Here is a 20,760-nt window from a genome sequence, read left to right as displayed (position 1 = left end):
CTGAAGAACGCCTTTATCACTGTATTTTCACCTTTAGGAACGATTCAAAAAAATACAGGGATAACAGCGGTCGGAAGATGGTACTGCAATCGTAGTTATAACGTGCAATCATTTTCCTGAACACACTGGAGGAACTTATTTTGAATCAGCAAGCAGGTACACAAGGGAACAAACGAAAGTTCAACAAGCTGTACGCCATGCAACTGGCAACGATCTTTCTTGGATTTATTGTATTTGGCATATCGGAAAATATTAAGGGGCCGGCCATTCCGCGCATTCAATTCGACTTCAATCTGGATGAGAAACAGCTCGGGACGTTATTGTCCCTGAATGCACTGGGATACCTGATCGCCTGCTCCTTCACGGCTATTCTGGTTCGCAAATGGGGCATTAAGGCGGTTAGCATCATATCGTTTGCATCGATGATCCTATCGGGTGTGTTCATTTATGTGTCTCATACCTATCCACTCTTTGCTTCATCATACTTCTTCATGTACATCGGTAACGGCATGCTGGAGATTGCCTTGGCGATTCTGGGTGCTCGGATCTTTGTGAAAAACACAGGTACGATGATGAACCTGTCCCACTTCTTCTATGGGCTGAGTTCAACGGTAGCACCTTTGCTGGCGACGGGTGTCATGTCCTTGAAGGTGTTTGGACACGAACTGGACTGGCGCGGCATGTATCTGGTGATGTTGTCACTCTGTCTGCTGCCGATTATTGCGGCGTTGCGCAGCAAATTCCCGGGGGATGATCTTCCTCATGAAGATCGGACTTCACTGAAGACGTTAACACGTGATCCTGCTCTTTGGCTGATGGTGCTCATTCTTTCTTTTGGCGTGGTATCGGAGCTGGCGGTTGGGGGTTGGCTGGTTAATTTCCTGGAAAAAGCCTACACGTGGGACACGGTCAAAGCTTCGGGGTTATTGTCTGCGTTCTTCCTCACGTTCTCACTGGGACGCCTGCTGCTTGGACCATTGACGGACCGGATCGGATTTGTATTGTCACTGATTCTGTTCTCGGCTTTCTCGGGAGTGTGTACGTTCGTGGCACTTGCAGGGGGAGAGCGTCTTGCGATTTTCTTTGCAATATCTGGCGCGGGCATAGCGATGATCTATCCAACAGTAATGGCGTTTATCGCACGCAGATATCCGAACGGCAGTGACACCGCGATTACGTTCACGGTTACCTTGATGGGGGTTGGTAGTGTCATTGGTAACTATGTGATTGGCTGGGTGATTGAGGGTGTGAAGAATCTGTACGGTTCAACGACTCAGTTAGGGCTGCTGCGCGGACTTCAGGCGGGATATGGATTCATCGGCTTATGTGCTGTGATCTGTGCGGCGTCGGGAGTAGTGTTGTATGTGTATTTGAAAAGAAGGCAGGAACTGATTTAGAAATCAATTGAAACGATAAGCCCCACTGATCGCCATGATCAGTGGGGCTTTGCATATGAATATACGATTAGATTAGTACGGTATATCATCTATCACTAGTATCTTAACAAATCATAACCACAGGGCATGTAGAGTAAGGATTTTTTTCAACACATACCAGCTACTCTACTATACAGCCCGCATTTCCTCAGCAAGCCTATGACTTGTTCAAAGCCGTTCTTCTTTTCCAACGTTTCAAAAGCACGTACAATCCAAAAGCGCCTAAGAAAACCACCGCTGCCGGAACGATATAAGGCTTAACAATCTCGTCCACGTGCTCCCATTGAGAGCCTAATTTGAAGCCTAGGTAGACATACAATGAGGTGATTGGAAGCATGGCTAAGAATGTAAAGATACTGAATTTAAACACATTCATCTTCGCCATTCCACAAGGGATGGAGATCACGGTCCGAATGCCGGGTACAAAACGTCCATAGAAAGCTACCCCGCTGCCATACTTCTCGAAGAACTTATCGGAAGCGTCCAGATGGTGGGGGCGAATCAAGAAATACTTGCCGAATTTTTCGACCATCGGCCTGCCGCCGTATCGTCCCAGAGCATACAACGTCAGAGGTCCAAATGTCCCCCCTACCGTACCAGCCAGTATAGCCAGCCAAAGCTTCATATCCCCAAGATACACCCAATATCCCGCCATGGGCAGTACAAGTTCAGCAGGTACGAATTCAAACGACAAGGCAATAACCAGACCTGCGTATGACAAATCTTTAAAAAAGAGTATAAATTGCGTGATCCATTCTGTCATGCTTTCCCTCCATGAATCTATCTTTTTTATATATTAAAGAAACACTCCTATACAAAGAGTAACAATAGCGAATAGAGCTTGTCAAAGTTCACATGAATATCCATTTCAGGACATACTGCGGCAATATGTTTGCCCGTACATAAGGGTTGCATGGATTCATTGACACTTCATACAGAAGTGGATACCGAGGCAATGATATAATGCTCTGAAAATGCTTCCAATTATAGTATGATAAGACTATCACTAGCTTCTTCACCATCCTGTACATAAAGAGAAGGAGATCAGAACATGACCGAAACTTCGATTATCGACCAGATCCATACTATTGAATACGCCCCCTCTTACGCTGCTGTGCGCAAGACCGTGGAGGCCGGATGGCCGACGGGAGTGTGGTTTTGATTTCTTTGACTATACGTGGAAAAAGGGAGATGTCTCCCTGCGGGCTGCATTTGAAAAGTCGGGTCGAGGGCTGACTGCCCTCGAAACACCGGATTACGAAATCTCTACAGAGGTCGATGATCATGATCTGGTTTTCGGTTCCAGCTATAAGGTTCGCTATCGCATTAAGAACACTTCTGCGTCCGAACTGGCAGTCGAGATCAAGGCACATAATACAAGGGTAAGTTACCGAAGGACTATAGCTCCATAAAACAGGGGCAGTCTGGACTTCATTTTTTTCGTCTAAGGCTTACAGCTGTTTTTCATTGTTGGGGATGATCTGACTGCGAAACCTCGTTTCGACCAAATGAGGTTTTTTTATATGCTTATTTTGCTTTATACCAATGGTATATCTATTCATAATCATAGGCTGTACAATCATTATTTTATGGTTGAATACAATGTATCCTTTTATTGTTTCATGTATATCATATAGATATACAACTGTAGGGAGGTGAGGTATAATTGGAGCATCAATCAAACGAAAGGCGTGGGATTGCCATGACTACAGCCACACTTAGCAAATGGGGAAATAGCAGTGCAATTCGCATTCCTAACCAATTGCTTAAGCGTCTTAATCTGGAAGAAGGCTCGGAAATCGAGATTTTGGTGACAGAAGATAATGAATTGTTGTTGCGTCCAAAAACCAAGCCTGTAGAGTCCAATGAGGAACTACGTAACCATCTAAAGACTTTGCTCTCTAAAGTGAAACAGGATACAAGACATGAAGAAATAGACTTTGGTACTGAAGGGAACGAGTTACTTTGATTATTCCCAAACGAGGCGATCTGATATGGCTTGACTTTGATCCTCAAGCGGGTCACGAGCAAGCCGGGAGACGACCGGCTATTGTTCTATCGGAACTTGAATTCAATGAAATAACGGGTTTTGCCGTTGTATGTCCCATAACGAGCCAAGCCAAGGATCATCCTTTTGAAGTTACATTACCAGAAGAGCTGCCATTTTCAGGTGTTGTTTTGACGGATCAGTTGAAGAGTCTTGATGTGCGGCAACGACGTATCCAAATTGCGGGGCATGCCGAACCAACCTCTGAATTTATGAAATCAGTTCTACGCAATGTCCGTTCTATATTGGCATAATTGAAAATTAGTAGCTGATCATATTCCTAAATCCACGTCTAACTAAAAGACGTGGATTTTTTCTTTCATGCCTAAATAGATTCGTCCATCCTTGACGCTTCTAACAAGAGCTTCCGAAAGGCACATATAAGTTGGAAAGAAAGATTTTTAATTCTCTGAAAATGCTTCCATTTATAGTATGATAAGACTATCGCTAGCTTCTTCAAACATGGCCTGTATTATCTCTGCGGCTATCGGGCAAAGGCCATATCGAAAGTTCACAAAGACCATCCTATAGATAAAGATAAGGAGATCAGAACATGACCGTAACTTCGATTATTGATCAAATCCATATTATTGAATACGATCCCTCTTACGCTGCCGCACTCGCTGATATGTGGAACCGTAGTAATGAAAGCTGGGGAGGTGGCACCAACCTTAGAACAGAGGAAACAGTTCGCCGGGAGATGGAGAGTTCGTCCAATCTTTATGTGTTTCTAGCCGTTCATGAGAAAGAGGTTGTTGGCTTCTGTAGTTTTTCTCATTACCGCTATGACGAGAGAGCGTTATATGTACCGCTGCTTAACGTACGCCCCGACTATCACGGGTACAAGGTCGGACGCAACCTGATCCTGAATGCTGTGCGCAAGACCGTAGAGGCAGGATGGCCCCGCCTGGATCTGTTCACGTGGGCAGGGAATACGAAGGCTGTACCGATGTACAAGAAATGTGGATTCTTCTGGGAGAAAAAAGATGATAATGTGCATCTGATGAATTTCATCCCTACCATTTTGCAGACCGAAGCACTTGCTCCATATTTCGAGGAGTTGGATTGGTATGCAGACAGCACGCGTGAACTCGTGGTCGAGCCGGATGGCCGACGGGAACGTGGTTTTGATTTCTTTGACTACACGTGGAAAAAGGGAGATGTCTCCCTGCGGGCTGCATTTGAAAAGTCGGGTCGCGGGCTGACTGCTCTCGAAACACCGGATTACGAAATCTCCACAGAGGTCGACGATCATGATCTGGTATTCGGTTCCAGCTATAAGGTTCGCTATCACATCAAGAACACATCCGCGTCCGAACTGGCGGTTGAGATCAAGGGTGAGGATAACAAAAACATTCGATTTGCGCTGGACGCTGCACGAGCAGTTGCTCCGGGAGAAACCATCATCGTGGAAGGTGAGTTTCACCTTGATCCAATTACAGAGGAACAGAATAACAATAAGACCCATCCCGTGGTTGCCAGCACATGGTTAATCGGCGGTAAGAAAGCGGAGTTCAGGTTGGGTATCGCCCCGAAATTCCCAGCCAAGATTAAGACCGTCTTGCCCGTGAAAGAGCTCTATCCAGGCATTCCGGCGGAGTTGGTTCTGAACGTGGAAAATAATGTGGATGCAGAAACGAAGTTCAGCCTGGACCTGCCTGAGGATGAATTCCTTGAATGGGCGGAGCGTTCGGTGCGCTTTACGGTGCCAGCCAAAGGTAAAATGTCTGTGCCAGTGCCTTTCACCTTGCGTTCATATGGTCTCTATTCCCAAGAAGTAGAAGTGACGGCTGTCCCAGTGGGGAACCATGCGATCTCTTTTACAAGCAAAATTTCTGTACTGATGAAGGGAATCGAAGGGAAATATGGTGGGCAGATTGAGGATCAATGGGTGGCTGTTAATGGTGCATTCTCTATTCATATGAGCAAGCAAGATAATAACATGTGGATTGAATACCCGGGCTCCCGTCATTCGTTCTGGTGGACTTATCCGAAGCTGGGTAAGCCGTTTGCCGAAGAGTTATCCAAGAAACAAGCAAAAGAAGTGAATATTTATCCCGAAGGTGAACGTCAGGTTCTTGAAGCACTGTATGACTCGGAGGATTTCCCTGGCTTGCAGATCAAGTCCGTGGTCAAGCTGTCTGCGAATGGAATCGCCGAATTCCACCACGAGGTTGAAAATACACGAGGTACCGCTTGGGAAGAAGACCTGTTTCTAATGAACAACTTCGGGTTTTACGGAAACCGGTTAATTCTCCCGTATCAAGATCGTTTTGTGGATATGGGGGATTCTTACGCTGGCGATCCGAGCCATTGGGACAGCGCCCAAATCACGGAGAACTGGCTGTTCTGTAAGGAGGAGTATGGTGCCAGCGGTATCTACTGGGACCCTTCTCTGAAGTTGCTTCGCCCGGAATACACGCTGGGGTTGCAGCATGAGCTTGGCCGTATTCCCGCAGGAGCCGTTGTGCGGACAAAAGCAACTGTATATGCATTGAACACGTTTGCGAAATGGTCGGATTTCCGTGCTTTTGCGCGGAAGCAGCGTAACCCGGTTATTCCGTTGCTGGACAGTCATCTGGATCTGACATTGAGTGAGGGGAATCCATTTGCCCCGGACGTGCTGCAAGCAACGTTGACTGAACACAAACTGGTTCCGCTTGCGGGCAAGCTGGAGCTGTATGTACAGCAGGGTGGTGAACAGGAGGTTATGGCCAATGCGAAGGAATTCAGTCCGGAGCAGAACCTAAACTCCGCCAAGCTGACATTTTCACCAGACGAAGCGGACCGAGACCAGCACGTGAGTGGTTGGAAAGTTCGTGGGCTATACCGGGGCGAAGATCGGATTCAGGAGCGAACTGCCCTTTGGTTCCCGCAGAGCGGAACAACAGAGGTGAAGCAGAAGATTGAAGAAGGTTCATCTGGACCTTTGTACATCGTAGACAATGGAGTATTGTCGATCGCCGTTGCTCCTGAATTCGGGAGTGTAGTACACTCCCTGAAAGTTGCAGGAGAAGAATGGTTGGATAGCTCGTATCCTGAACCGGCTCCACGCTCGTGGTGGAATCCGTGGTACGGCGGACTGGGTGTGGGGATACCGGGCATGAATGGTTTCAGCCGGCAGTTGGAACAAAGAGTCGCTTCCTGGACAGAGCAGAAGGATCAATACGGCAACGTCTGGAAAGGCATAAAGCTGACTACCCGGATTGAGAAGCATGAAGCGAATCGGGGAATCACGATCCACCAGCATTATCTGATGCTCCCTGGTGTTCCTGTGCTATGTACGCTGCTTGCCGTGACAAACGAAAGCGGCCTGACGCTGACGGATTACTCGCTTGCGGAGGAACGTTTCCTCCAGCCTTCATCTGTATTTGCGGAAGGTTGGATAGAACAACCGGGTAAAGATCGATTCCCGCTGGGCAAGGTGGATGTGGGCCTGCCACTTGAAGACCTTTTGCGAGTAGGTTCGGTTTCGCGTGAGAACATGCTGCATGCGGTCCATCGTTACCCGAATCAGAGTGCGTGGGGGTTTGCCAATAATCAGGTGACGGGTCTGAACGTTAATCATCATCTGACTCTCCAACAGGGAGAAACGGTCTGGACGGAGCCAACATATCTGGTTCTGGGACAGATCCCGCTGAGTTCAGCGGATGTGCATGACCTTCTCAAACTGAATTTTGCAACTTCTACCGATGAAAAGGAGGCTTCACATGCCGATCATTGATATTCATATTCATCTGTCGGACATCGACAGCTTTCACCGAACAGCAATCGATCTGTCGAAAGTGGATTACTCTGCCGCTGGTCTTAAAGCGGAGTTTGATAAAAACGACGTCATTATGGGTATCGGAATGGGGGTTACGGAACAGACGAAGGGCGCGTTCCCGGATTCCAGTTCTCCTAACCCGATGGGACTTGATTTGGAAGAGAAGGTTCCGTCATTCCTCATGGAATGTGTCGGGATCAATCCTAATGCGTTAGACGGTAAACACGCGCAGGACGAGCTGGACCGGATTGAAGCTAGACTGCAATCCCCGGAGGTAGCCGGAATCAAACTCTATGCCGGATACTATCATCACTATGTGTATGACAAAATCTATACCCCGGTCTATGAACTTGCAGCCAAGTACAACTTGCCTGTCGTGATTCATACGGGTGACACGTACTCCATGAATGGATTGCTCAAATATTCGCATCCGTTGACGGTGGATGAATTAGCCTTGCAGCAACGCGGTGTGAACTTCATGATCTGTCATTTGGGTGATCCATGGGTGATGGATGCAGCTGAAGTGGTGGCGAAGAATCCTAACGTGTACGCGGATTTGTCTGGTCTTGTGGTGGGGGATCGGCCTCATTTTGAACGGTTCATGAACGAGCCATTATTCATGGATCATTTCCGCCGGGCCTTGGTCTATTCGGATCATTATGAGAAGATGCTGTTTGGCACCGACTGGCCGCTTGCGCCCATCGATCTGTATGCCGAATTTGTCCGCCGGCTTGTACCGGAACAGCATCACGATAAAGCGTTCTACGAGAATGCCTTTGGGCTGTTTCCACGTATTGGACAGCGGATTGCCGATCTGGGGTAGAACCTAAGTACCGAATTCTTAATATCTGAGGGGATGTAGACCATGCATGTTATGGAAGCATGCGATGGTTATATTGAATCCCTGTGATGTAAGCTCCTGCCACTTTGCTGGCAGGAGCTTTTTTTGTACAGGAAAACAGTGTTTAGCCATGACAGACTCCATACTTATCGGTTATCTCCTTCTTGCCTGTATTTGTTTTTACGAATAAAGAGAACTATAATGGTGGATGCACAAAATTTCAGACATCTTTGGAGGAACATACGTTATGAGATCTTTTCAGTTTTATAATCCGACCCGGCTGATTTTTGGCAAAGGGCAACTTCAAGCACTACAAACCGAAGTTCCAAAATACGGAAAGCGTATTTTGCTTGTATATGGTGGTGGAAGCATCAAACGTAGCGGGCTGTACGATCAGGTAATCAGCCAGTTGAATGAAATCGGAGCAGAGGTTACGGAACTGGCCGGTGTGGAACCGAATCCTCGTCTGTCTACGGTTCATAAGGGCGTAGAGCTATGCAGAACACATAACATTGATCTGGTTCTTGCGGTTGGCGGCGGCAGTGTACTTGACTGCGGGAAAGCCATCGCAGTAGGAGCCAAATACGATGGAGACATGTGGGATGTTGTTGTGCGCGAAGCAACCCCGGAAGGCGGACTTCCACTGGGTACAATTCTAACGATGGCAGCGACAGGCTCCGAGATGAACAACGGTTCAGTAATAACCAATCAGGACACACAGGAAAAATGGGCATGGTTCAGCGAGTATTCTTTTCCGGCGTTCTCCATTCTTGATCCGGAGTACACATACACCGTACCACTGGATCAGACTGTCTACGGCATGGTGGACATGATGTCTCATGTGTTTGAACATTATTTCCATCTAGATACGAATACACCGGTTCAGCTTGGATTCTGTGAGACGATTCTTCGTACCGTTATCGATACAGCCCCTCGTCTGATTAAAGATCCAGAAAACTATGAACTGCGTGAAACCATTCTCTATTGTGGAACAATGGCGCTTAACGATGTCCTGAATATGGGTCTTGCCGGAGATTGGGCTTCTCACAATATAGAACATGCCGTTTCGGCCGTGTACGACATTCCGCATGGGGGTGGCCTTGCAATCCTCTTCCCACACTGGATGAAACATAATCTGGATGTGGATGTAGATCGATTCAAACGTATGGCTGTTAATGTATTTGATATTAATCCTACTGGAAAGTCGGACAAACAAGTGGCTGAAGAAGGCATTGAAGCGCTGCGTACATTCTGGACTTCAATTGGTGCCCCTAGCCGTTTGGCTGACTATGACATCGACGACAGTCAGATTGATGTGATGGCTGATAAAGCGATGCGCTTTGGTCCGTTCGGATCTTTCAAAAACTTGCAGCGTGAAGATGTAGTACAAATTTATCAAGCTGCACTGTAATTGTAAATCTCACAATCACTTTGTATAGTGAGTCACATTAAACAAGGACCTTCCTTTAATACTAAGGAACGTCCTTGTTTTTTATTATGACATCATATCTTGTGCGCTCTACCTTTTTTTCTGGACTTCAATGTCATGTGATCCCCTTTTTGAATTAATTCTTCGGTTCAACTACGGCTTCATTGACAGGGGTATCCTTTCGTTTCAGATACATCTTGCTTGGACGATGCAAAAGCACGATGAGCAGGGCGAAGAGATGAATCAGGGTGAACAGGTTACTCTCATTCGGAATGGAAACGAATAGCGCCAGACTCAGAAACGTCACGGTGAGCTTGAACTTTCTTTTGGTGATGAATATAACAGCGAGCAGGCTGGGACCGATGATAAACAACATTCTGGCTAAGATTACGCCAGAGGCGTAAGCCAGATCATCTCCTTTGCGTAAGAAACCCAGATAGGCCTCCATGTTCTGGTTGAAGTCAATGAGGAACACGATAAAGGACACGATCACATAGATCAGTTTTACACTTAATAAAATGCGCACGACATTTAATAGCGTGGGTAATGCTGTTTTTACCATATCACTTCTCCTATTCGACATTTAATATAGTAGGCATTTTCGGATTCAATGCGTTGTCCCTCTTCCTGCACGATATGTATTTCATATATTATACGATGTCGATGTCATATTTTGTATTAACCCAAAGTCTTCATTTTCCAATCGTTTGCAGTGGCCTTTGACCTAGTATAACTGGCGAAACAGCTTACAGATTATTTGATATCGACCGATATAAAGTAGATACATAGAATTTGGACTTCATAATGATGAAAATGAAAATGGATGGTGAATGTAATCATGGTATTTAGCAAGGCAAGAGAACGCATGCGCAACATGTCGTTCAGAGTCAAACTACCACTTATGATCAGTCTGCTGGTGTGTATCGTACTGGCGGTAACTGCGGTAGTGTGTTACAGCGTAGCGGCAGTTATTACACTCGACAAAAGTAAAGATGAAATTAAGGCAACCTCGGATCGGGTGGGGGCAGGGTTGTATGCTTCACTAAGTTTGGAAGAACAATCCACCTTTCTGATCACAACACATCGTACCTTCCAGGATCTGCTGGAGATTCGGAATACGGATGGGCAGGAAGGTGAGAACTTTTTCTCGGAAAACAATGAACTGCTGGATAAGGCAAGTGGTATTCTCGCGGACAGTCTGGCAGGTATGGAAGGTAACAACAGTCTGATTTTGTTGGATCGGAATGGCATTATTATTGCAGCGAATGATCCGGCAGTTATCAAGGCGGAACGCGGAGATCGGGCATATTTCCAAGAAGCAATTCAGGGTAAAAACGTGATTAGTGAAGGGATTGTAGCCAAGTCCTCAGGACAACTTGGTACGGCTTTTGCCATGCCAATCTACAATGAGAATCAAGAAGTACAGGGAGTGCTCGTATCTGCGGCATCCACCTCGTTCTTCGTTAATCAGCTACAAAATATCAATATTAATGATGAGGGAAAAGTGATCATTTTGGACCGTGTAGGTACGGTCATCTACGATTCAGCGGATGAGAAATTGGCAGGCCAGAAGATGGAGTCCGGCGAATACCAATCATTGATTGATCTTGCTCCAAACGCTGAACTACAGCAAGGGGAGATTAGCACAGATGAGAAAGTGGCGTATTACTCCAAAATTCCAAGATCCGACTGGACCGTCGTTGTTGAAGATAAAATGAGTGATGTGCAGAAGCCTTTGCGTGCGATGGCAAAACAGATGTATATTGTTCTGTTTAGTGCGATTGCGGTTTCCGTCGTAGCCGGTATCCTGATCTCTTTGCTGGTAACCAGACCAATTACAAGACTAACTGTGTTGTTCAGACAGCTTGCGGGCGGCGACCTGACGGTGCAGGCTCAAGGTAAATATAGCGGAGAATTCAAACAATTGGTGGACAGCTTCAATACCATGGCAGCAGGCAATAAACAGCTGATCTCCAGCATGAACCATTCCATCGGTATCCTGAAAACAAGTACATCCGAGCTGGAACAGTCCACTCAGCAAACTTCGACCACGATTGCCGAAACAACGACAACAGCATTTGAGATTTCACGTGCTATGGAGTCCCAGGCGAACGATACGGGAGCCATTGTGGACAAATTCATGAATGTGGGTAACAAGATTGCGAACGTGAATGGAATGTCGCAGGCAGTGAAGTTCAAGGCAGATGAAATTACGGATGCTTTCCAAAATAATCATGAAGTTATTGATGCACTCATTGCGGTGAACGGGCAGAACGAGATTGAAGTTGGCAACATCTCCAAAATTACAGTGCAACTCGCCGAAAGTTCCTCGGGCATTCACCAGATTACAGGAACGATTGCCGAGATCGCAAATCAGACGAAATTACTTGCGTTGAATGCTTCAATCGAGGCGGCGAGAGCTGGTGATCAGGGACGTGGCTTCGCCGTCGTTGCTTCTGAGATTCGCAAGCTGGCAGAGCAGACGACAGCTCAATCGGAGGATATCAACCGAATCGTAATGCAGACCATTGATCACGTGGAGCAGAATAACCGAAGTGTTCAGGCTATTGAAGCGATTGCGGAACAGCATAAGAGCAGCGTTAGCCAGACGAAGGAGACATTCAATTTTGTCACCGAGAATATGAATGAGATGATGAGCCAGGTTCAGGCTATTGCCACGGAGATCGAATCGATTGAACGTGATAAGGATGACGTCATTGGAGCTGCACAGAACTTGTCTGCTTCCGGTGAAGAGGTGTCGGCTTCTGTTGAGGAAGTCACAGCAACCATGCAGGAACAGTCCGGCATGACTGAACATTTGACAGATATGGTGCAGAGAATTGATGAACTGACCAAACAACTTGCCGAGGAATCATCTCGCTTCAAAACAACATAGGAATACGAAAAGAAACCCGTTTTTCTAAAGAGAACCGCGTTTCTAGACAAAGAGAGCACCTGTACCCATCTATGGCTACAGGTGCTCTTTGGTGATGTGTTACTCTCCTCGAATGGAAGGCGCATACGCCAACACTTCCATCTCGATTAAATAAGGGCCTAACCCGCTAAATACGGTAATGCGGGCGGGATAGGGCTGCTTAATCATTCGCGCATACACTTCGTTGTATTCGGACTGATCCTCGACTCGGGCCAGATGAGTGGTTACCTTCACAATATGATCAAGTGTAAGTCCGGCTTCTTGCAGGATCACCTCAATATTACGAATACACTGCTCAGTCTGCTCCTTAATGCCGCCGATAGGCTCAAGCGTCTGTGGATCGACACCTACTTGACCTGCGACGTAGACTAAATCTCCTGCGCGGACAGCATGGGAGAAAGGAAGTGGGAACTTGGGTGCTGCACTTGCATGTATGATGGTAGACATCGTAGCGGTCATTCCTTTCCTAATGAGTGTGTATGATTGGTGTTAACTGATGCCAGTTCGTAGCCTGCTGATAATGATGAGCAATGGACAACAAGCGGTCTTCTCGCATAAGTGGACCAGCAAGCTGCATGCCGATAGGTAATGGCTTCCCTGAGGTGGTATCAAACCCGATGGGTACGGTGATGGACGGTAGACCCGTATTGGTGAACGGTCCGTTGAAAATCGGGCTGCCCGTCTTGTAGCCATATGGGGCCACATAGGGTGTTGATGGAGTCAATAACACATCCACTTCATCGAACAACAACATCATCTCGCTCCGGAATATCGTTCGGATACGTTGTGCCTGTAAATAATCAACGGCACGCGTCTGGTAACCGAGCTCAAGCTGCTCCCGCATCGTGTGGCCGTAACGATCAGAGGCTTCCGCGAAGCGTTCCTGATGGAAGGCGGCAGCTTCTGCCCGCATAACCGTACGATGAGCAGCAATGGTCTCTTCCATATAAGAAGGCAGGTCAACTTTCTTCCATTGCATGCCCAGCTTCTCAAGCACAGCGATTGCCGACTCTACCGCTAACAAGATCGCTGGTTCATCGGTTTGGAAGAAGTTGCTCGGGAGACCGATCACCATTTCTGAAATAGGATGCTCAAGAGCATTTTTTAAGTCTGGCTTGCCATAAGGAAGCGTGAAGGAGTCCAGCTCATCTTGCCCGGCCATTGATTCCAGAACGATTGCGTTATCTTGTGCGGATCGAGTGAAGGCGCCAATATGATCCAGGCTCCAACTGGCTGTAATGACACCATTACGGCTAACCCTGCCGTAAGTGGGTTTCATACAGGTTAATCCGTTGTAAGCTGCGGGTCTAAGCAGAGATCCAAAGGTCTGTGTTCCGAGTGTGAAGGAAGCCATGCCTGCCGCTACTGCAGCGGCAGAGCCGGAGCTGGAACCGCCTGGGGTATGTTCTAGATTCCATGGGTTGCGGGTTGGCGGTTCTCCTCCCTGAAAGGCATATTCCGTCGTTGTTGTCTTGCCGAGCAGGATAGCGCCTGCAGCTTGCAACTTATTAATCACAGTTGCATTCGTTCCAGGTACGAAGTCTGGAAAGGTACTTGATCCGGCCGAGGTGCGTATGCCAGCGGTATGGATAATGTCTTTGGCTCCATAGGGAATGCCGTGCAGAGGACCGAGATATTCGTCATTCATCAGTTTTTGTTCAGACTCTCTTGCGGCCTGCAAAGCCTGTTCGGCGGTGACCGTAACGAAGGCTTGCACAGCAGGCTCTACTTTCTCAATGCGATTCAAATAGGATTTTGTAAGCTCGACAGGAGATATCAACTTATTTTTAATCAGTGTTGCGGCTTCAGCAATCGTCAGCTCGTTAAGTGGTTTCGTAATCATCGCAGAGGCACGCTCCTATGTGGGGGATTGGGCCCTACTTCTTCTGGCAACTTGAAGTTTCGAATCAGCTCCAAGTCTGCTGTAAATAGGGCAAGCTCCTCGCTTGTAATAACTCCGTCTGCATATTTGGTGCTTTCTGTACGGCGGTGTGTGAGATAGTCGTCCTGGTTCAGAGTAATCACCCTTTCTCTCTCTATTTGGTGGTGAAGCTTGAATCGATAATCTCCTCGTAAGCGAGGTCTTCCTTCAGATTGCCGATGAAGCGTTGCATATCGATTGCGGTCTCGAAGGCCGATTCATTGATGAGTCCTTCCGCAGGATATACCTTGCTGTCGATCATGCGTTGTACCGCTTGCTCCACGACGTTTTTGTCCAGATTCGGGAATTCCTTCACGGCAACTGCTTTTGCGCCTTCAGGATTCGATTGAATGTAGTCCAGGGCTTGCTCAATAGAGGTAACGAAGCGCTGGGTGAGATCAGGATTCTTTTCAATGAAACTTGCGGTTGTATTCATCGTTGCAAAGGCGAAGTCAGGATAATCCTTCGTGAAATCATGGACAATATGCAGTCCCTCAGCAATGCCTTGATCCAGCTGCGGCTCGTAAACGATAGCAATGTCAGCTTTGCCTGCTAATACAGCACCAAGCTCGGAACCATTCTGAACCTCAGTAATCGTCACGTCCTTGTCAATATCGATGTTGTTGTCAGCGAATAACTTCCGCAGTAAGCTGTTGGAACTTGTAGGTGCCAAGCCCACAACGATGGTTTTACCTTTGAAATCTGCTGTCGAGTTCACGGTTACGCCTTCTCGCGCAACTGCCCATACTGGAGCGCTACCCGATAGAAGAACCAGTGAGCGAGCATCTCCGCCCTTTGCATTAGCAAATGCGACATGCTCAGGACCGTGGAAGGAGAACGCAGACTCGCCTGAGATCACCGAAGACAATGCCGTTGGACCACTTCCGGCAGCACGGATGGAAGATAGCTCAATACGATTCTCCTTTAGAAAACCTTGGTTGTTCGCTACATACAAGGGAAGGTAGAGCAGGTTGTGATAAACTTCGGACACCATAATTTTGTCTACCTGCGTATTTGCTTGCCCCCCGCTATCAGATGCACCTGCGCCACTCGCAGGTGTTGTGGCATTGCTGCCGCATGCACTGAGCAGTGAAGTCAATATAACCGTCATGGTTGCTAGAAAAGCTATCTTTTTGAATGTACGCATTAGTCATCAGTCCCCTTTAATCGTTGTAGGTCAGCTATACAGATGTGGATTTGCTGCTGGTCTTGTTGTCATTCCATGGAAGGAGACGGGATTCAATATAACCGACACAGGTGTAGAGGAGCATGGCGACCAGCATAAGCATGAACACGCCGACCCATACGGCCGGAAGGTTGAACAGGTTACCTTCGACGAATACCATGTGTCCAAGTCCTTTATCTGAAGAGATGAATTCTCCACCTACGACAGATACCAATGCCAAACCGATATTGATCCGGAAGGCTGAGATGATCCATGGCAGAGAGGAAGGAACGATAATTTTGCGGAAAATTTGTGATTTCTTTGCACCGAAGGATTTCATCAGATTAATCTGGGATTCGTCGATTTGATGAGTCGCTTGGTAGGCGGATAATAGCGCTACGATAAATGTTGCTACGGAGGCCAGAGCAATCTTGGAGAAGATGCCTGAACCAAACCAGATGATAATCATAGGAGCTAGGGCAATCTTCGGGATGCCGTTCATGGCTACAATGAATGGATCGAGCACACGGGCAACGGACTTGGAATACCACATGAGCAGTCCTGCCAATGAGCCGATTAAGCTTCCGGCTACGAATCCGATAACGGTGGCATTCACCGTTGCAAACGCGTCTGTAAGCAGTTGCCCTGAGCTGGCCATCGTGATGGCGGCATCAAGAATGGCGCTTGGTGATCCCATGAGGAAACCGTTAACCATTTCCAAGCGAACGGCGGATTCCCATATCACTAGGATGACCGCAACAATAATGAACCGCCACAGCATCGTCATCAGCCATTCTTTGGAGAAGGTAGACTGTCTGCGTTTGCTCTTGCTCTTCGTAACTCCAGCAGGCTTTCCGGCAAGGGTAACTTCAGGTGATGTGCTCTTCATTAGCTGATCCTCCCCATTTGGATATCAAGCTCTGACCAGATCGATTCAAAATACTGCTTGAACTTGTGGTCGGAGCGGGCTTTCAGTGCTGAGCCATATTGCGAGGCGAGACCAATGTCATACACCTGCTTCACGGTTGTTGGTCTTTTACTCATAACGGCAATGCGGTCGGAGATGGCAATCGCTTCCTCGATGTCATGTGTGATCAGGACGCCTGTCTTGCCCTCGGATTTCAGGATAGACAAGATCTCATCTTCCAGAATGAGTCTGGTCTGATAATCAAGTGCGGAGAAGGGTTCGTCCAGTAATATAATATCGGGCTGGGTAACGAGGGTACGAATGAGGGCTACACGTTGGCGCATACCGCCTGATAGTGTAGAGGGATAGGCTCCTGCGAATGAAGCTAGGCCATAACGATCCAGATAATCCATGGCAATATCGCCGCGATCCTTTTTGGACATGCCCTTCACTTCCAAGCCTAGCGTGACATTGTCCAGGATGCTTCTCCAAGGAAGTAACAGGTCCTTCTGCATCATATAACCGACATGACCGGTGGTCTGATCGATCTCTTCGCCACAGACGATAACCTTGCCATTTGTTGGCTTAAGCAGACCTGCGATAATGTTGAAAATCGTACTTTTGCCGCAACCGCTCGGTCCCACGATACTGAAGAATTCCTGTTTCTTGATTTGCATCGAAACCTCAGCCAGGACCTGAATATCTTCTCCGGTTGCACTGACAAATGATTTGGATACGCCTTGTATCTGTATAGCCATGATAGGTAGCCCCTTTCCTACAGCCTGATGTTTTTTCGTTTCTTGATGTGATTTGATGTTAATTAACATGACATTAATGAATATATTCCTAATCATATAGACTGTTTGCATCATTGTCATTAGTTACTCTGAACATAAAAATAGAATTAAATCAGTTAAAATGCACAAATGAAGATTGAACATGAATTGAATATGAAAAGGAAACAAAAGAACGTGTCATTATACATGACACATTCTCGGTTTAAGACGTATGATTAGCTTCACTAGGAGCTGGATTAACATTCAGAAGGGACTCAAGTGCGAAGGCAAGTCGGAAGCGAAGGCTCTCCATCGGGTCCTTAATGTTCCTGCCGGTTAGTTTCTCGCATTTCTCCAATCTATAGATCACGGTATTGCGATGTACGAACAGCTCTTTCGCCGTATCGACGATCTGGCAGTGATTCTCATAGAAGGAGGACAAGGTTTTCATAAGCTCGTTACGCTCGTTTGGATCTCGGTCGTTGAAGGGCTTAAAGGTTTCGTGATGGAACTGCAGCATCTCATCGTGGGGAATCATACGCAAAAGACGGCTTATATCCATGGTTTGATAGGAATGAGTGAAGCGGGTCTTTCGCATCTGATAGCCGGACTGGAGCGCCTTGACTGCTTCTTTGTAGGAGAGTCCAATATCCAATACATTCGTGTAGGAATTACCTATGCCGAAGGATAGGCTGAGCTGCGACTCTGTATACAGATTGCTCGCCATCCGCTCAAGCTGCTGAACCACGGTGTGTTCGTCCCAAGACGATTCGGCCAAAAAGACAAGTATGCCGAACTGGTCGTTCTTAGTGAACATGACAAAGGAGAGATCCAATCTGGCGAATTCCTGTTTAATCAGCTCATAATTAGCATCTCGTTCCGAGATGAACCGCTCTTCCCCGGAGGATGTAGAGTTTTGCTTAGATATGCCCGCTAAGGATTCATCCTTTTTGGCGATGATCAGAACGGAACTTCCTTTGGCTTGCAGCCCATATTTCTTGCCGCGATGTAGCGCTTCTTGTTCCGAACGAATGAAGCCCTGAATGAGATCGGAGAAATATTCATTTTTGTAACGGCGGGAGCGCTCCTTGACCGCTTGTTTCTTAGTTAACTCGAGACCAATCACATTGACGGCTTGCTCCAGTGCCAGAGTGGAGAGCTTAGAGGTTGTGGAACTGTCGTAAAGTGCGATCAAATAGCCCTCGTGCCGATCCGTGAAGATGGGATGAAGCTCGGCATGTCGATATTTATCAGCAGTAAGCAGGCAGATCGAGATTGCGGTGTGGAAGGAAGGGTGCTCATCTATAAAAGTCAGTAAGGGCGCGGCGAGAGACTGGTGATCCATCTGTTGTGCATAATGGGAGCTTGCCGTAATCTGCTTCTTCGAACCAAGCAGAAGTACAGGTGAGGATAGCAACTGAGACAACGTATCTACGATGGAGGGTATGCCTTTTCCCTGCATCACCATCGTGGAAAATTGCTTATGAATAGACAACGCGTAGTGTAGCTCATAGGTTTTGTTCTGAAGGATGGCACTGATCGAATGTTGAAATATTTCACCGAGTGTATTGTCTATCTCAGACAGCTCGATGATTGGGAAGCCCAGTCTGTTGGCTGTCTCAAGCAGTTGCGGAGATAATTCAAGGGAGAAACGCTGTGTCTTTACAGCAAGCGCTGCACACCCAATTGCATGCATGTCTGTAATGAATCCAAGATGATCATCTGGGCGGTCTTTTAGGATATAACCGTTGGTCAGCAGCATATCTCCCGGCTTCAGGAATTGGACAATATCTGGCGCGTCCATAATATTAATCGATTGCACCAAGCGATCTAGTCCGCGATGTCCAGCAATAACCTTTGCTTTGGAGAGAATGGGGATAGTCAATAACTGTTGCAGATCCATCTTCAACCCACTCGCTTTCATAATGATATGTTATAAAATCTAACATTAAGTGGGGTGGGCGTAAAGAAGAGTTTGGATAAAGAGGCTAAAAGATATCGGATTTTTAAGCATATTGCAAAGTGCCGAGGATGTTCTTTTGTAAATATAGTATACGGCCCAGATTGAAAATACACTTGTAGTATAACTACTCGAAATGTGATGATGACAGATATCTAATGTACTACACTGCGCTTTAGTTGTTCAATTATGAAAGCCTTTTCAGTATAGGGTAAATTCTGATATGATAGAAAAAATTGGTCTAAATTAAATATTTAGTAATAAATCTAGCGGATTAAGAAAGGAAGATAAGGATGCCAACAGAAAAAGGGTTACCGATTAAATATCCAATGATTACTTCACTTCCTGCGTTTGCAAACATGACTGCTATTCTTAGCACTCAAGAAGACGTTTTTTTTCCGTGGTTTTGTCATAATCATGTCCAGCTAGTAGCCTGGGAGACTCCAGAGGTTTACATACAATTTTATACGCCTGTTTTTAGAGAATACTATCGATTATTTGAATTACACCACTACCATAAGAAGGTTTTAGTAAAGTGGTGTGACGATATAAAACAGTTTATTATTGATGCAATTGATGAAGACAATTATGTATATTTAAGCATAGATCAATACTACATTGCTGCCTATGATAATTTTGGAAAAGTGCATGCCCCGCATGATATGTTGATCTATGGATATAACAAAGAAAAACAAATGTTTTACGTAGCTGATTTTTTTAATTCCAAATATTCGTTCTCAGAAGCGAATTTTGATAGTATTAACGAAGCATTTGTAAGTCCTCATTCTGAGGGAGAATGGTTCAGAGGAGTTCAGCTTTTGCAATTTAATGAACGAAAAAGTGATTTCAAGTTTGATCTGGGTTATCTGATTAAACAGTTGCATGACTATATAAATGAAACAAAATCCTCTAACGATTATAAGTTGGTGGAAGAACCTGGAAAAGATACAGATGCTTGGGGAATAGGAGTTTATCGTTTTTTAAGAGAACATATTACAGAGACTGCTTTATTTGAATTTAGTCTGATTAGATCTCTCCATTTGCTCTTTGACCATAAAGAAGTGATGTTGAGAAGTTTGGTTTATCTCGATGAGAAAAAGTATATTACTAGATTTGATATTCATGAGAAGGCTTACAGAGAGATTAAACAGATGTGCTTAATTCTTAGAAATTTATGTATAAAGCACAGAATTTCAGAAAAAACAATTCATATAAAAAAAATAATTGAATTAATTGAGAAGATTGAGAAGGAGGAACGGATGGCAGTTCAGGAACTGTTATCAGATCTTGAGGAAGTGAGATTAACCTATCTAAAGTAGATTGAATTAAACATCTTTGATAAATACAAGAAAGGTGAACTCTCTCGTGCAGAGATCACCTTTTTTATTTTCTTAATAACCAAACTCATTTTAACTTCAATTGAATGATGTTAAGTATGTTATACTCTCCCTTCGTTACAGTTCATGCGGATGAATCGCCGATATTCGGCTGGAGTACAAGAAAAGTGCTTCTTAAAAATACTCGTAAACTGAGAATTTGAAATATACCCGATGGCAGTCGTGAGGTGTTGATCTTCA

17 protein-coding genes are annotated in these 20,760 nt (G+C 46.1%); 9 read left to right on the top strand and 8 right to left on the bottom strand.

All coding sequences use genetic code 11. The annotated features are described in order from the left end of the window. The first annotated feature begins 197 nt into the window (after positions 1-197). Positions 198-1,397 carry an MFS transporter gene (locus NST33_RS23535; RefSeq protein ID WP_085981430.1) on the top strand — a complete coding sequence of 400 codons (1,200 nt, stop codon included), beginning with the start codon at positions 198-200 and terminating at the stop codon, positions 1,395-1,397. A gap of 196 nt (positions 1,398-1,593) precedes the next feature. Here the strand turns inward: NST33_RS23535 and NST33_RS23530 are convergent, their stop codons facing one another. After that, the gene (locus NST33_RS23530; RefSeq protein WP_339305296.1) at positions 1,594-2,199 is read right to left on the bottom strand and encodes a DedA family protein; all 606 of its coding nucleotides are present in this window, start codon (positions 2,197-2,199) and stop codon (positions 1,594-1,596) included. A gap of 325 nt (positions 2,200-2,524) precedes the next feature. Between NST33_RS23530 and NST33_RS23525 the strand changes: the two genes are divergently transcribed. The 6 genes from NST33_RS23525 (at position 2,525) to NST33_RS23500 (ending at position 9,501) form a co-directional block, all read left to right on the top strand. Continuing rightward, positions 2,525-2,848 (top strand): hypothetical protein, encoded by a 324-nt coding sequence (locus NST33_RS23525; RefSeq protein WP_339178541.1) that lies wholly within the window; start codon positions 2,525-2,527, stop codon positions 2,846-2,848. A gap of 254 nt (positions 2,849-3,102) precedes the next feature. After that, positions 3,103-3,405 carry an AbrB/MazE/SpoVT family DNA-binding domain-containing protein gene (locus NST33_RS23520; RefSeq protein ID WP_017687001.1) on the top strand — a complete coding sequence of 101 codons (303 nt, stop codon included), beginning with the start codon at positions 3,103-3,105 and terminating at the stop codon, positions 3,403-3,405. Further along, positions 3,402-3,737 carry a type II toxin-antitoxin system PemK/MazF family toxin gene (locus tag NST33_RS23515; protein WP_339305294.1) on the top strand — a complete coding sequence of 112 codons (336 nt, stop codon included), beginning with the start codon at positions 3,402-3,404 and terminating at the stop codon, positions 3,735-3,737. Before NST33_RS23520 ends, NST33_RS23515 begins: the two co-directional genes overlap by 4 nt. Before the next feature lie 299 nt (positions 3,738-4,036). Further along, positions 4,037-7,207, top strand: a complete 3,171-nt coding sequence (locus NST33_RS23510; protein ID WP_339305292.1) for a GNAT family N-acetyltransferase — start codon at positions 4,037-4,039, stop codon at positions 7,205-7,207. After that, the gene (locus NST33_RS23505) at positions 7,194-8,072 is read left to right on the top strand and encodes a TatD family hydrolase (protein WP_339305290.1); all 879 of its coding nucleotides are present in this window, start codon (positions 7,194-7,196) and stop codon (positions 8,070-8,072) included. Before NST33_RS23510 ends, NST33_RS23505 begins: the two co-directional genes overlap by 14 nt. A gap of 265 nt (positions 8,073-8,337) precedes the next feature. Further along, on the top strand, positions 8,338-9,501 hold the full coding sequence (locus tag NST33_RS23500; RefSeq protein WP_339305288.1) for an iron-containing alcohol dehydrogenase: 1,164 nt from the start codon (positions 8,338-8,340) through the stop codon (positions 9,499-9,501). A 154-nt stretch (positions 9,502-9,655) separates the two neighbouring features. On the opposite strand, the gene NST33_RS23495 is transcribed toward NST33_RS23500, so the two are convergent. Then, entirely contained in the window at positions 9,656-10,081 is a 426-nt protein-coding gene (locus NST33_RS23495; RefSeq protein WP_221824568.1) for a hypothetical protein, read from the bottom strand. A gap of 276 nt (positions 10,082-10,357) precedes the next feature. On the opposite strand from NST33_RS23495, the gene NST33_RS23490 reads away from it, so the two are divergent. Further along, positions 10,358-12,415, top strand: a complete 2,058-nt coding sequence (locus tag NST33_RS23490) for a methyl-accepting chemotaxis protein (RefSeq protein ID WP_339178525.1) — start codon at positions 10,358-10,360, stop codon at positions 12,413-12,415. A gap of 99 nt (positions 12,416-12,514) precedes the next feature. On the opposite strand, the gene NST33_RS23485 is transcribed toward NST33_RS23490, so the two are convergent. The 6 genes from NST33_RS23485 to NST33_RS23460 form a co-directional block, all read right to left on the bottom strand. Next, entirely contained in the window at positions 12,515-12,901 is a 387-nt protein-coding gene (locus tag NST33_RS23485; protein ID WP_339305285.1) for a Rid family hydrolase, read from the bottom strand. 19 nt (positions 12,902-12,920) lie between these two features. After that, positions 12,921-14,297, bottom strand: a complete 1,377-nt coding sequence (locus NST33_RS23480) for an amidase (RefSeq protein WP_221824565.1) — start codon at positions 14,295-14,297, stop codon at positions 12,921-12,923. Between the two features lie 193 nt (positions 14,298-14,490). Next, positions 14,491-15,522, bottom strand: a complete 1,032-nt coding sequence (locus NST33_RS23475) for an ABC transporter substrate-binding protein (protein WP_221824564.1) — start codon at positions 15,520-15,522, stop codon at positions 14,491-14,493. Between the two features lie 34 nt (positions 15,523-15,556). Then, on the bottom strand, positions 15,557-16,429 hold the full coding sequence (locus NST33_RS23470) for an ABC transporter permease (RefSeq protein WP_221824563.1): 873 nt from the start codon (positions 16,427-16,429) through the stop codon (positions 15,557-15,559). Continuing rightward, positions 16,429-17,205 (bottom strand): ABC transporter ATP-binding protein, encoded by a 777-nt coding sequence (locus NST33_RS23465; RefSeq protein WP_221824562.1) that lies wholly within the window; start codon positions 17,203-17,205, stop codon positions 16,429-16,431. The genes NST33_RS23470 and NST33_RS23465 overlap by 1 nt, the downstream gene beginning before the upstream one ends. A gap of 241 nt (positions 17,206-17,446) precedes the next feature. Beyond that, a complete protein-coding gene (locus NST33_RS23460) occupies positions 17,447-19,147 on the bottom strand; it encodes a PucR family transcriptional regulator ligand-binding domain-containing protein (protein WP_339305282.1) in 1,701 nt (566 codons plus the stop codon). A 329-nt stretch (positions 19,148-19,476) separates the two neighbouring features. Between NST33_RS23460 and NST33_RS23455 the strand changes: the two genes are divergently transcribed. Further along, on the top strand, positions 19,477-20,502 hold the full coding sequence (locus NST33_RS23455; protein ID WP_221824560.1) for a BtrH N-terminal domain-containing protein: 1,026 nt from the start codon (positions 19,477-19,479) through the stop codon (positions 20,500-20,502). Positions 20,503-20,760 lie beyond the last annotated feature (258 nt).

Origin of the sequence: Paenibacillus sp. FSL L8-0435 (assembly GCF_037965655.1) — a bacterium.
Classification (GTDB): Bacteria; Bacillota; Bacilli; order Paenibacillales; family Paenibacillaceae; genus Paenibacillus.
Note: the sequence above shows the minus strand (reverse complement) of the source record. Positions and strands in the feature narration are given on the sequence as shown.